Source organism: Streptomyces sp. NPDC056347, from assembly GCF_042262625.1.
Classification (GTDB): Bacteria; Actinomycetota; Actinomycetes; order Streptomycetales; family Streptomycetaceae; genus Streptomyces.
Map to the genome: position 1 here is coordinate 1 of NZ_JBHJQP010000213.1, position 13,041 is coordinate 13,041.

Genomic DNA, 13,041 nt, shown 5'->3' on the forward strand with positions numbered 1-13,041 from the left:
GGCCGGGGGCGGCCGTGACACCGTCCCGTGGGGGGTGTGGGACGTGTGCCCGGCAGTCGCCAGGTCATGCATGTGACGTACGCCACATCACGCACGCCCGATGTCACCCGATCGGCACCGGGTGGCAAAGGGCGGCCCATATCCGCCCCGATCACCGCTGTGACCTGCACGATCACACCTTGGCAAGGAGGGCGCGCCGGTCCGGACGGGTGAAAGCTGACCCGGCGTCAGCAGGCACGCACGGCGTGTCGCCCGTTAGCTCGTGGTCAGGACACACCACCTCGTGACCATCGCCGGAGGAACCCCCCATGCGTCCTGTCCGCATAGTGACCGGTACCGCCGCATCCGCGGTCACCATAGCCGCGCTCGGCCTCCTGACCGCCGGGCCGTCCGCCTACGCGGACGGGCTCGGCGCACCGCGGACCGGCCCGGCCCAGGCCGTGGCGCGTACCGACGACGACGCCCGGGACGACGAATCCGGCGGCGGCGCGGACGAACTGTTCCCCCTCGACGTCTTCTCCGGGCGTCAGGCCCCCTCGCTGCTCGACGCCGCGGGCGGGGGCAGCGCCTTCGCCGGGTTCGGCGACGCCTCCGGGAACGGCGACGGAGACGGCGGCGGAGACGGCGACCGGGGCGGCGGCCGGGGCGATTCGTCCGGGCGGGACAGCGGGCCGGACGGGCGCGAGCCGTCGGGCGGCCGGGACTCCTCGCACGGAGACGCCTCGCGCGGGAACTCGTCGCACGGCGATTCGTCGCACGGGGACTCCTCGCACGGGGACTCCGGCCGGGACTCCTCGGGCGGGCGGCAGGACTGGAGCCCGTCCGGCAAGTCCGACAAGCCCGACAAGGAGGAACCGGGCAGGCACGACGGCGGCCCGGGCGGGCGCGAGACCCCGGGCCGGGACGACACGTCGTCCGGGCACCGTCCCACCGGCCCCACCGGGCATGTCGGAACCGGTGTCGGCGGCAGTGTCCGCTCCGACACCACCCAGATCGCGGCGGGCGCCGGCGTACTCGCCGTGGCCGCCGTCGGCGGAGCCTGGCTCCTGCGTCGCCGGGCGAGCGGCACGCAGGGAGCCGGCTGACGGAGCCGGATTCACGTCTCCGTACCGCCTGGTTTCCGTCCCGGTGGCCGCGCGCCACCGGGACGGGACCGTTCCCGTACCACCGACCGGAGGACGACCGTGTCCCAGAAGGCCAAGGGCTGGCTGCTGGCCGTCGCCGCGCTGGCCGGCATCTGGCTGATCCGCAACGGTGCCGACACCCAGCTGGTCCCGCCCGGCCCCACCGCCGCCCAGGCCTTCGCCGACGGCCCCGTGCCACAGCCGGGCTCCCCGCTGGCCGCCCCGTTGAAACCGTCCGCCCCGGTCCGCCTGCGCATCCCGGGCATCCGGGTGGACGCCCCGGTGATGCGGCTCGGGCTCGGGCCCGGCGGCCGACTCGACGTACCGCCGGCCGGAAACCGCAATGTCGTCGGCTGGTACAAGGACGGCACTCCCCCGGGCTCCGAGGGCAGCGCCATCATGGCCGGCCACGTGGACAACGCCGAGGGCCGCTCGGTCTTCTACGACCTCGGCGCCCTGCGGAAGGGAAACACGGTGGAGGTGGTCCGCCAGGACGGCCGCACCGCCGTCTTCTCGCTCGACGCGGTCGAGGTCTACGAGAACGACGCCTTCCCCGACAAGCGGGTGTACGGCGCCGCCCCCTTCGCCTCGCTGCGGCTGATCACCTGCGGCGGCGGCTTCTCGAAGGCGACGGGCTACCAGGGCAACGTGGTGGCGTACGCGCACCTGACCGCCGTGCGCTGAGCCTTCCCCGTACCGCTCCCCGGATCAGGCCATCCACTGGTCGAAGGCCAGCTTCGCGACCAGCGAGAACACCACGACCAGCAGCACGCCCCGGACGAACCCGCTGCCCCGGCTGAGCGCCATCCGCGCCCCGACGATCCCGCCCGCCAGGTTGAACACCGCCATCAGCGCCGCCAGCTGCCACAGCACGCTGCCCTGGTAGGCGAACATGGCCAGCGCACCGGCGTTGGTGCAGACGTTGACGATCTTGGCGGTGGCGGAGGCCGTCACCAGGTCCAGCTGGAGCACCGCGGTCAGCGCCAGCACCAGGAACGTCCCGGTGCCGGGGCCGAACAGCCCGTCGTAGAAGCCGATGCCGCCGCCGACCAGCACGATCGCGGTGACCGTACGGGCCCGGGTGACCTGCTTGCGCGTCCCGTCGCCGGTCTCCTTGCCGAAGGAGGGCCGCAGCATCACGAACGCCGCGACGGCCAGCAGCACGACCATGATCACCGGCCGGAGCACCTCGCTGCTGAGCCCGGCGGCGAAGAACGCCCCGGCCATCGAACCGGCCAGCGCGGCGAGCCCGATCCGCAGCCCGGTCCCCAGCCGGACCGGCGCCCGGCGCACGTACGCCACGGCGGCGCCGGAGGTACCGACGATCGCGACGGCCTTGTTCGTCCCCAGTACCTGGGCGGCCGGGACATGCGGCAGCCCCAGCAACAGCGCCGGCAGCAACAGCAGTCCGCCACCGCCCACCACCGCGTCGATCCAGCCGGCCGCGGCCGCGGCGATACACAGGATGACCAGGGTGGTTATGGCTATGTCGGGCATGATCGCGACCCTAGGTACGCGATCCGCGCCCCGTCCATCGCATTGAGCCAAACCTGAGCTTCCCGAAGCGGCCGCACGGGCCTCCCCGCACCGGTGGCCGCGGTCGTACGCTGGGGCGCATGAGCCACGGCTGGAGCGCCGACGACATCCCGGACCAGAGCGGCCGCACGGCCGTGATCACCGGGGCCAACAGCGGGATCGGCCTGAACACCGCGCGGGAACTGGCCCGGTGCGGTGCGCGGGTCCTGCTGGCCTGCCGCGACAAGACCCGCGGCCGGGCGGCCGAGAGCCTCATCCGCAAGGCGGTGACCGGCGCGGACGTGGCGTTCGTACCGCTCGATCTGGCCGATCTGCGCTCGGTGCGGGAATTCGCCGCCTCCCACGCGCCCGACCGGATCGATCTGCTGATCAACAACGCGGGCGTGATGGCCCTGCCGTACGGCACGACGGCCGACGGCTTCGAGCGGCAGTTCGGCGTCAACCACCTGGGGCACTTCGCCCTGACCGGCCTGCTGCTCCCCCGGCTCCTCGACACCCCCGGGGCCCGGGTGGTGACCGTCTCCAGCGGGCTGCACGCACTGGCCGACCTCGACATGGGCGATCTCAACAGCGAGCGGAACTACCGCCGCTGGATCGCCTACGGCCGCTCGAAGACCGCCAACCTCCTCTTCGTCCACGAGCTGGCGCGGCGCCTCGGCCGGGCGGGCTCCCGGCTGGTGGCCGCCGCCGCGCACCCGGGATACGCGGCGACCAACCTGCAGTCCGCCGCCGCCCGGATGGAGAACCGCCGGGCGGCCGAGCAGCTCTTCGAGCTGGGCAACCGGATCGTCGCCCAGCCCGCGTCGGCCGGTGCGCTGCCCACGCTGTACGCGGCCACCGCGCCCGGCGTGCGCCCCGACTCGTTCACCGGGCCGGGACCGCTGGGCTGGCGCGGCGCCCCGGCCCCGTCCTGGCGGGCCGGGCGCACCCGCGACGACGTACGGAGCGAGCGGCTCTGGGTGGCGTCCGAGCAGCTCACCGGCGTGAGGTACCCGGAGCCGGGCGCGGCCTGACGAACCGGGCTCAGCTGTTCTGCCCGCCCTCGATGACGGCCGGGTCCATCCACGTGACCTCCCAGATGTGACCGTCCAGGTCCTGGAAGGAGCGGCCGTACATGTGTCCGAAGTCCATCGGGTCATTGGCGGGCGAGCCACCGGCGGCGAGGGCCGCGTCGGCCATCTCGTCCACCTTCTGACGGCTCTCGACGGCGAGCGCGAGGATGGCCTCGGTGTGCGTCGAGGAGTCGGCGATCTCCTTCTTGGTGAACTGCTTGAAACGCGGCTCGGTCAGCAGCATCACGAAGATGGTCTCGCTGAGGACGACACAGGCGGTGTTGTCGTCGGTGAACTGCGGGTTGCTGAAGAAACCCAGCTTGCCGAAGAAGTCCTTGGAGGCATCCAGGTCCTTGACCGGCAGGTTGACGAAGATCATCTGAGGCATGGCCGCTTCACTCTCTCGTTGTCCGAACGTGTACGACAGGTAGACGGCGGGACCTCGGAGAACTCATCGCCCGTCTCGAAAAAACTTTCGCCGACGTCGGATCCGCCCGCCACCCGGGCTCAGGACAGGGCGAGCGGCGCACCGCCCCGGAGCAGCGAGCCGCCCAGCGGGGTCAGGGTGTGCAGGACCGAGCCGCCGTGCCGCAGGGTGTGGATCAGGCCGGCCTCGCGGAGCACGCAGGCGTGCTGGCTCGCCGAGGCCAGGGAGACCCCGGCCCGCAGCGCGAGCTCGCTGGTCGTGCAGCCGTTCCCTATGGCGCGCAGGACCGTGGAGCGGGTGTTGCCGAGGAGGCGGCCGAGCCAGGGGCCCGGCTCGGCGAAGACCGGGGCGCGGGAGTGGGTGACCGGGTAGACGAGCACCGGCGGGAGCCCCGGGTCGCGGTAGACGACCGGGGTGACACGGCAGAAGAAGGACGGCTGGAGCAGCAGCCCCCGCCCGTCCAGCCGGATCTCGCGGTCGACGGGGTAGTCCGCCTCCAGCACCGGGGCCCGCCAGCGGATCATCGGCGGGAGGGAGGCGAGCAGCTCGTCCGCCCCGCCGTCCAGGAGGGCGCGGCCGCGCACCGCCCGGTCCGCCTCGACGCTGGCCCGGATGTGCGGCCAGTACGGCTCGATGGCCGCGCGGTGGTAGCGGCGCAGCGCGTCGACGATCGGGCCGAGCGGTTCGGCCTGGGTGTCCGGTAAGCGAACCGTGTCGCGGCGTTCGGCGCCGAGCAGGGCCAGTTCGGCGAGAACCCGGCCGGGCGGAGTGGCGCGCAGGGCCTCCATTCCGGCGTCAATGCCGTACGGCTCACTGCTTTCCTGAGAAGGCGTCAGGAAATCCGGGAAATAGCCGCGAGGTGGAATCACGGCGGACAGCAGACGCGCTTCACCATTCAACCGGGAGCGGGTTTCCGTACGCCATTTCCCGAACACCGCGGAACCGCGCCGGTCCCTCAGCCGGTGAAAACTCAGCGCGGTTTCCCACAAGGCGTCCGGCCGGGCGGCCATCCGGACCTTGGACAGGTCCACGCCGGACATATGGATACGCAGCACCTGTCCCCCACTTGTTGCACCTGCAATTACCCCCATCCCAGGGTAGGTGATCCGTAACAGCACGTCACCACGGGGTTTCGGCCACAGGTGAAACGCCTCGCCCCGGACCGCCACCACCCGAAAAGCTGTACGACGTCGGGCACGAATCCGGCGCCACCGGAAGGGCGAGCGAAGGCCGTGGGGGGTTTCGCGTGCCTGGCGGCGGTGGACGACGGTGCGGCACCGTACCCGATGGGGGTAACCCGGGACGCGGCTCATGGATGGGGATCCAGGGGCCGCGTCCCGGTCCGTTTCCGGCCTCTTGTTTCCGGCCTCTTCTTTGCGCATTAAACGAAGAAGTCTGCTTCTTAACAAACAAAGGAAACAACGTCGAACAACCGTTTTCCCCAGAACAAAACGGGACGGCGGCACCCCCGCACAGGGTGCCGCCGTCCCAGGGCGGTGGATCAGGGTGTCCGCCGGCCGGGCCGACGGACGCGCCCGGTCAGCGGACGTACACGTCAGCGGCTGTCGCTGCCGGTGGAGCCCGCCGCCGCGCGACCCGCTTCGAGCCGGGCGACAGGAATGCGGAACGGGGAGCAGGACACGTAGTCCAGGCCCGCCTCGTGGAAGAAGTGCACCGACTCCGGGTCGCCGCCGTGCTCGCCGCAGACGCCGAGCTTCAGGTCCGGGCGGGTGGCCCGGCCGGCCGCGACGGCGCTGCGGACCAGCGAGCCGACGCCGTCCTTGTCGATCGTCTCGAACGGCGACACCCCGAAGATGCCCTTCTCCAGGTACGCGGTGAAGAAGGAGGCCTCCACGTCGTCGCGGGAGAAGCCCCACACCGTCTGGGTCAGGTCGTTGGTGCCGAAGGAGAAGAACTGCGCGGCCTCGGCGATCTGGCCGGCAGTCAGCGCGGCGCGCGGCAGCTCGATCATCGTGCCGATGGTCAGCTTCAGCCGGGTGCCGGTGGCGGCCTCGACCTCGGCGATGACCCGGTCGGCCTCCTCGCGGACGATCTCCAGCTCCTGGACGGTGCCGACGAGCGGGATCATGATCTCGGCGCGCGGGTCGCCCTTGGCGTTCTTCCGCTCGGCCGCGGCCTCGGCGATCGCCCGCACCTGCATGGCGAACAGGCCGGGGATGACCAGGCCGAGCCGGACCCCGCGCAGACCCAGCATCGGGTTCTGCTCGTGCAGCTTGTGCACGGCCTGGAGCAGGCGCAGATCGTTCTCGTTCGCGTCCTTGCGGGACTCGGCGAGCGCGACGCGCACCGACAGCTCGGTGATGTCGGGCAGGAACTCGTGCAGCGGCGGGTCGAGCAGCCGTACGGTGACGGGCAGCCCGTCCATCGCCTCGAACAGCTCTATGAAGTCGGCCTTCTGGAGCGGGAGCAGCTCCTCCAGCGCGGTCTCGCGCTCGGCGTCGGTGTCCGCGAGGATCAGCTTCTCGACCATCGAGCGGCGTTCACCGAGGAACATGTGCTCGGTGCGGCACAGCCCGATGCCCTGGGCGCCGAAGCGGCGGGCCCGCAGCGCGTCCTCGGCGTTGTCGGCGTTGGCCCGTACCCGCAGCCGGCGCACCCGGTCCGCGTACGCCATGATCCGGTGCACGGCGGCGACCAGCTCGTCGGCGTCGTCGGCACCGGCGTGCATCCGGCCCTCGAAGTACTCGACGACCGGGGACGGCACGACGGGGACCTCGCCGAGGTACACCTTGCCGGTGGAGCCGTCGATGGAGACGACGTCGCCCTCCTCGATCACCCGGCCGCCCACTGTCATCCGGCGGCGCTTGGTGTCGACCTCCAGCTCCTCCGCGCCGCAGACACAGGTCTTGCCCATGCCGCGGGCGACGACGGCGGCGTGCGAGGTCTTGCCGCCGCGCGAGGTCAGGATGCCCTCGGCCGCGATCATGCCGTCGAGGTCGTCGGGGTTGGTCTCGCGGCGGATCAGGATGACCTTCTCGCCGGAGCGGGACCACTTGACCGCGGTGTACGAGTCGAAGACCGCCTTGCCGACCGCCGCGCCCGGCGAGGCGGCGATGCCCCGGCCCAGCAGCTCCGTCCTCGCGTCGTCGTCGAAGCGCGGGAACATCAGCTGCGCCAGCTGCGCCCCGTTGACCCGCTGGAGCGCCTCGGCCTCGTCGATCAGCCCCTGGTCGACGAGCTGGGTGGCGATCCGGAAGGCGGCACCGGCGGTGCGCTTGCCGACCCGGGTCTGGAGCATCCACAGCTGGCCGCGCTCGATGGTGAACTCGATGTCGCACAGGTCCTTGTAGTGCGTCTCGAGGGTCTCCATGATCTGCATCAGCTGGTCGTACGACTTCTTGTCGATCGACTCCAGGTCCGCGAGCGGCACGGTGTTGCGGATGCCGGCCACGACGTCCTCGCCCTGCGCGTTCTGCAGGTAGTCGCCGTACACGCCCTGGTGGCCGCTGGCCGGGTCACGGGTGAAGGCGACGCCCGTACCGGAGTCGGGGCCGAGGTTGCCGAAGACCATCGAGCAGACGTTGACGGCGGTGCCCAGGTCGCCGGGGATGCGCTCCTGGCGGCGGTAGAGCTTGGCCCGGTCGGTGTTCCACGAGTCGAAGACGGCCTTGATGGCCAGGTCCATCTGCTCGCGCGGGTCCTGCGGGAACGCCCGTCCGGCGTCCCGCGCGACGATCTCCTTGAAGCGCTCGACCAGCTTCTTCAGGTCGGCGGCGTCGAGGTCGACGTCGACGGTGATGCCCTTGGCCTCCTTCGCCGCCTCCAGCGCCTCCTCGAAGAGGTCGCCGTCGACGCCGAGGACGGTCTTGCCGAACATCTGGATGAGACGCCGGTAGGAGTCCCAGGCGAAGCGCTCGTCACCGGCCTGCGAGGCGAGACCGGCCACGGACTCGTCGGAGAGGCCGATGTTGAGGACCGTGTCCATCATGCCGGGCATCGAGAACTTGGCGCCGGAGCGGACCGAGACCAGCAGCGGGTCGTCGGCCTGGCCGAGCTTCTTGCCCATCCGCGATTCGAGTGCGTCGAGGTGCGCGCTGACCTCGGCGCGCAGCGCCTTCGGCTCCTCGCCGCTCTCCAGGTAGACCTTGCACGCCTCGGTGGTGATGGTGAATCCCGGAGGGACGGGAAGCCCGAGGTTGGTCATCTCGGCGAGGTTCGCGCCCTTGCCGCCGAGGAGGTCCTTCAGATCCTTGTTGCCCTCGGTGAAGTCATAAACGAACTTCTCGCCCTCGGACCCCCGGGACTCCGGGTTGGTTACGTGGGGATCTTTGTTTTCCGACACGGGTCTCGACTCCTCGAGGACGCGGTGGCTGCCCTGACGGCGAGGAACATACCCAGATCGAAGGTTTCTGGGTACGCCCACTGACTCGTCACCAGGTCTCAACCACCCATCCGCCAGCGGATCGAAAGTGACACGATCAACCGCCCCGGCGGGAGAATTCATTCACTTCTTGAACGCATAACTACTCACCGCCACCGGAATTTCCCGATCTGCTCACGCTGTGCCACGCAAGCGTCGATCGATCAAACAAGAGCCCACTGGCACCGAGTGCCACCATTTGAGAAGTCAAGCTCCCGAAAACGCGCTCATCTGAGCGCAAGACCCCTCAAGGTGGCGAGAATCACTCTACGGCCGCCGCTCAGATGTCACCATTCGGACGCCCGATCGACAACCGTCCGTCATCAGGACATCACGCATAGGGCTCCACCGCGACCGGAAGCGGTGTGCGAAGTCCGCCACTCGCCCGTTCCGGACACCGATCGGCCGGAGTCTCGTCGAATCCGATCGGATATCGCGCTCATGTGAGCGAGCAAAGAGAAGAGGCACGCGGTGCCGGGTGGCGCCACGTGCCTCGGAAGGCTCAGGACGGCTCGGGGAGAGCCGGGAGAAGCCGGGAAGGGCCGGGAGAGGGACGGTCAGCCGCCCGAGGTGTCCAGCTCCGCGTCCGGGCTCACGCCCGCGCAGTCGTACGGGTCCTTCAGCCAGCCGTCCGGCAGCACGACCCGGTTGTTGCCCGAGGTGCGCCCGCGCGGCCCGTCCGCCCCGTCCGGCCACGGCTGGTCCAGGTCCAGCTCCGCCAGCTGCCCGGCCAGCTCCTCCAGCGAGGAGGTGACCGCGAGCCTCTTGCGCATCTCGGAGCCGACCGAGAAACCCTTGAGGTACCAGGCCACGTGCTTGCGGAAGTCGATCACACCGCGCGTCTCGTCGCCGATCCACTCCCCCAGCAGCGTCGCGTGCCGCACCATCACCTCGGCCACCTTCCGCAGCCCCGGCGCCTGACGCGTCCCCGCGCCCTCGAAGGCGTTCACCAGGTCGCCGAAGAGCCACGGGCGGCCCAGACAGCCCCGGCCCACGACCACCCCGTCGCAGCCGGTCTCACGCATCATCCGCAGCGCGTCGTCCGCGCACCAGATGTCTCCGTTGCCGAGGACCGGGATCTCCGGGACGTGCTCCTTGAGACGGGCTATGGCGTCCCAGTCGGCGGTGCCGCCGTAGTGCTGGGCGGCCGTGCGGCCGTGCAGGGCGACGGCCGTGACGCCCTCCTCGACCGCGATCCGGCCCGCGTCCAGGTAGGTCATGTGGTCGTCGTCGATGCCCTTGCGCATCTTGATCGTGACCGGCAGCGCGCCCGCGTGGGAGACCGCCTGCTGAAGGATCGCCCGCAGCAGCGGCCGCTTGTACGGGAGTGCCGAGCCACCGCCCTTGCGGGTCACCTTGGGGACCGGGCAGCCGAAGTTCAGGTCGATGTGGTCGGCGAGGTCCTCGTCGACGATCATGCGGACGGCCTTGCCCACGGTGACCGGGTCCACTCCGTACAGCTGGATCGAGCGCGGGGTCTCGCTCGCGTCGAAGTGGATCAGCTGCATGGTCTTCTCGTTGCGCTCGACCAGTGCCCGCGTAGTGATCATCTCGCTGACGAACAGCCCCTTGCCGCCGGAGAACTCCCGGCACAGGGTGCGGAACGGGGCGTTGGTGATCCCGGCCATGGGGGCGAGCACCACCGGCGGCTGCACCGTGTGCGGGCCGATCCGGAGCTGTGGGAGCGAGGGGGCGAGCGTGGTCATTGCTCCATTGTCGCGTACCGGACGGACCACTCCGGCAGCGGAATTCGTTAGTTAACCGTACTATCCATGTATGCCCGAGCTCAGTTCCCGCCGCCGGCAGTTGGTGCTGGCGATCTGCTGCATGAGTCTGCTGATCGTCAGTCTCGACAACACCGTGCTCAACGTCGCCCTCCCCTCCATGCAGAAGGAGTTGCACGCCTCGGTCGCCGGCATGCAGTGGACGATCGACGCGTACACCCTGGTCCTGGCCTCGCTGCTGATGCTCGCGGGCTCCACCGCCGACCGGATCGGCCGCCGCAGGGTCTTCCAGACCGGGCTGGTCCTCTTCACCCTCGGCTCGCTGCTCTGTTCCCTGGCGCCGAACCTGGAGTCGCTGGTGGCGTTCCGGATGGTGCAGGCGGTGGGCGGTTCGATGCTCAACCCGGTCGCGATGTCGATCATCACCAACACCTTCACCGACCCGCGCGAGCGGGCCCGCGCCATCGGGGTGTGGGGCGGGGTGGTCGGCATCTCGATGGCGGCCGGCCCGGTGGTCGGCGGTCTGCTGGTGGACTCGGTCGGCTGGCGGTCCATCTTCTGGATCAACCTCCCGGTCGGCCTCGCGGCGGTCCTGCTCACCTGGCGGTACGTGCCCGAGTCCCGCGCCCCGAAGCCGCGCCGCCCCGACCCGGTGGGCCAGCTGCTGGTGATCGGGCTGCTCGGCTCACTGACGTACGCGATCATCGAGGCCCCCTCCTCGGGGTGGACCTCGCCGCGCATCCTGCTGTTCACCGCGCTCGCCCTCTGCTCGCTGGCCGGTCTGCTGGTGTACGAGCCCCGCCGCGCCGAGCCCCTGATCGACCTGCGGTTCTTCCGCAGCGCGCCGTTCAGCGGCGCCACCGTCATCGCGGTCTGCGCCTTCGCCGCGCTGAGCGGCTTCCTCTTCCTGAACACCCTGTACCTCCAGAACGTACGCGGGCTGAGCGCGCTGCACGCCGGTCTGTACATGCTGCCGATGGCGGCCCTGACCTTCGTCTGCGCCCCGCTGTCCGGACGGCTGGTCGGCAACCGGGGGCCGCGGCTGCCGCTGCTCGTGGCGGGCGTGGCGATGACGGCGTGCGGGCTGCTGTTCGCGGTGTTCGACGCGGAGACCGACACCGCGCTCCTCTTCACCGGGTACGTCCTCTTCGGCCTCGGCTTCGGCATGGTGAACGCTCCGATCACCAACACCGCCGTCTCCGGGATGCCCCGCGCCCAGGCCGGGGTGGCGGCCGCCGTCGCCTCGACCAGCCGCCAGATCGGCGGCACCCTCGGGGTCGCCGTGATCGGCGCGGTCCTGGCGTCCGGGGTGGCGGGCACCGGCTCACCGCGCGGCGCGGCGTACGCGTCCGCCTTCGTGGACGCGAGCAAGCCCGCCTGGTGGATCCTCGGCGGGTGCGGCCTGGCCGTGCTCCTGGTGGGCGCCCTGACCAGCGGCCACTGGGCCCGGGAAACCGCCCTCCGCACGGCCCGGCGCCTGGAGAAGCAGTCGGGCCCCCCGACCGCCGGCCGCCCCGCGGCGGACTCCCGGACCTCCTGACCTCAGCTCCCGGCGGGCGCCGGGGCCTGGCGCGTTCACCACGTTTCCGCCCTCGATCCCGCGTCGTTACGGTAGTAATCACCGTCTGTACCGCGAGAGTTGCCGCCCGGAGCGGCGGCCCGGAGCGGCCCGGTGGCGCACCGGGGGACGACGCGACAGGAGACGTACGCCCATGGCCTTCCAGCCCCGTGAACTCCACCCGGACCGTTCCGCCCGCGACCTCTTCGGTGCCGACATGCGGCGGCACCGTGAGCGGCTGGAACTGTCCCTCGTCCGGCTGGCCAAGGTCCTCAACTACAGCAAGAGCCAGCTCGCCCGGATCGAGGTCGCGGAGTCCATGCCGCCCGAGGACCTGCCGCCCCGGCTGGATCTGCTCTTCGAGACGGGCGACCATTTCCAGCGCCTGTACGGCGTGGCGCGGAACGAGCCCTTCCCCGGGAAGTACCAGCAGGCGATCGAGCTGGAGGCGACGGCGGTCGTCATCGAGGAGTACGCCTGCCAGATCGTCCCGGGCCTGCTCCAGACCGCCGAGGTCGCCCGGCACTCCCTGCGCGCGGGTGCCCCGCACGCGCCCCGGGCGGAGATCGACCGCATGGCCGAGCTGCGGCTGCAAAGGCAGGCAAGGCTGTTCGGCGATGCCCCGCCCCGGTGCTCGTTCATCCTCGACGAGAGCGTGCTGCGCCGTCCGGTGGGAAGCCCCTCGGTCATGGCCACCCAACTCGAAGCGATCGCCCGTACCGCAGCCGGATCGTCCTGGATCACCGTTCAGGTGCTGCCGTTCTGGACAGGTGTGCATGCGGAGATGGGCGGTTCGTTGACCCTCTACACCCTGCCGAACGGTCCGGCAATCGCGTGGACGGAGGGCAGTCACGATGGAACCATCATCCAGGATCGGGATTCCGTCGCGGCCCGCCGCGAGTCCTACGATCTGCTGCGGGCCCAGGCTCTGTCGCCCCGGGACTCCGAGGCGCTGATCAAATCAGTCGTGAAGGAGCACCAACACCATGCAGCCCACCCCCGCCACTTCCCGGTGGCGTAAGAGCAGCTACAGCAACAATAACGGCGGGACGTGTGTGGAGGTCGACGACGCCGCGCCGGGGGCCGTGCGCGATTCGAAGGTCCCGGGCGGGCCGGTGCTGCGTTTCCGTCCTGCGCGGTGGCAGGCGTTCGTGACCTCGGTCCGTCAGGGCACGTTCGGCCTTTCCTGAAAGGACGCCGGACAGGGCCGTGGGCCCGGATCACGGGGTGATCCGGGCC

The 13,041-nt window shown here is 70.8% G+C and carries 11 protein-coding genes; 6 read left to right on the top strand and 5 right to left on the bottom strand.

All coding sequences use genetic code 11. From position 1 onward, the window contains the following. Nucleotides 1-308: 308 nt before the first annotated feature. On the top strand, nucleotides 309-1,085 hold the full coding sequence (locus tag ACFCV8_RS32215) for a hypothetical protein (RefSeq protein ID WP_376689035.1): 777 nt from the start codon (nucleotides 309-311) through the stop codon (nucleotides 1,083-1,085). Between the two features lie 99 nt (nucleotides 1,086-1,184). Then, nucleotides 1,185-1,808, top strand: a complete 624-nt coding sequence (locus tag ACFCV8_RS32220) for a class F sortase (RefSeq protein ID WP_376689036.1) — start codon at nucleotides 1,185-1,187, stop codon at nucleotides 1,806-1,808. A gap of 24 nt (nucleotides 1,809-1,832) precedes the next feature. Here ACFCV8_RS32220 and ACFCV8_RS32225 read toward each other — a convergent pair whose 3' ends face one another. After that, nucleotides 1,833-2,621 (bottom strand): sulfite exporter TauE/SafE family protein, encoded by a 789-nt coding sequence (locus ACFCV8_RS32225; protein ID WP_376689037.1) that lies wholly within the window; start codon nucleotides 2,619-2,621, stop codon nucleotides 1,833-1,835. 119 nt (nucleotides 2,622-2,740) lie between these two features. Here ACFCV8_RS32225 and ACFCV8_RS32230 point away from each other — a divergent pair, with 119 nt between their 5' ends. Further along, nucleotides 2,741-3,673 carry an oxidoreductase gene (locus tag ACFCV8_RS32230; RefSeq protein WP_376689038.1) on the top strand — a complete coding sequence of 311 codons (933 nt, stop codon included), beginning with the start codon at nucleotides 2,741-2,743 and terminating at the stop codon, nucleotides 3,671-3,673. A gap of 10 nt (nucleotides 3,674-3,683) precedes the next feature. Here ACFCV8_RS32230 and ACFCV8_RS32235 read toward each other — a convergent pair whose 3' ends face one another. The 4 genes from ACFCV8_RS32235 to dusB all read right to left on the bottom strand — a co-directional run bounded on the left by ACFCV8_RS32235 (nucleotide 3,684) and on the right by dusB (nucleotide 10,226). Next, nucleotides 3,684-4,100: a VOC family protein gene (locus tag ACFCV8_RS32235; RefSeq protein ID WP_376689039.1), complete on the bottom strand. Its 417-nt coding sequence runs from the start codon at nucleotides 4,098-4,100 to the stop codon at nucleotides 3,684-3,686. A gap of 119 nt (nucleotides 4,101-4,219) precedes the next feature. Continuing rightward, entirely contained in the window at nucleotides 4,220-5,194 is a 975-nt protein-coding gene (locus tag ACFCV8_RS32240) for a transcriptional regulator (RefSeq protein WP_376689040.1), read from the bottom strand. A 500-nt stretch (nucleotides 5,195-5,694) separates the two neighbouring features. Continuing rightward, on the bottom strand, nucleotides 5,695-8,442 hold the full coding sequence (gene ppdK / locus ACFCV8_RS32245) for a pyruvate, phosphate dikinase (RefSeq protein ID WP_376689041.1): 2,748 nt from the start codon (nucleotides 8,440-8,442) through the stop codon (nucleotides 5,695-5,697). 635 nt (nucleotides 8,443-9,077) lie between these two features. Beyond that, nucleotides 9,078-10,226: a tRNA dihydrouridine synthase DusB gene (gene dusB, locus ACFCV8_RS32250; RefSeq protein WP_376689042.1), complete on the bottom strand. Its 1,149-nt coding sequence runs from the start codon at nucleotides 10,224-10,226 to the stop codon at nucleotides 9,078-9,080. A 70-nt stretch (nucleotides 10,227-10,296) separates the two neighbouring features. Between dusB and ACFCV8_RS32255 the strand changes: the two genes are divergently transcribed. From ACFCV8_RS32255 to ACFCV8_RS32265, 3 genes are all read left to right on the top strand, one after another. Then, nucleotides 10,297-11,784, top strand: a complete 1,488-nt coding sequence (locus ACFCV8_RS32255; protein WP_376689043.1) for an MFS transporter — start codon at nucleotides 10,297-10,299, stop codon at nucleotides 11,782-11,784. Nucleotides 11,785-11,956: 172 nt separating this feature from the next. After that, nucleotides 11,957-12,823 carry a Scr1 family TA system antitoxin-like transcriptional regulator gene (locus tag ACFCV8_RS32260; protein WP_376689044.1) on the top strand — a complete coding sequence of 289 codons (867 nt, stop codon included), beginning with the start codon at nucleotides 11,957-11,959 and terminating at the stop codon, nucleotides 12,821-12,823. Then, the gene (locus ACFCV8_RS32265) at nucleotides 12,789-12,992 is read left to right on the top strand and encodes a DUF397 domain-containing protein (protein ID WP_376689045.1); all 204 of its coding nucleotides are present in this window, start codon (nucleotides 12,789-12,791) and stop codon (nucleotides 12,990-12,992) included. The genes ACFCV8_RS32260 and ACFCV8_RS32265 overlap by 35 nt, the downstream gene beginning before the upstream one ends. Nucleotides 12,993-13,041 lie beyond the last annotated feature (49 nt).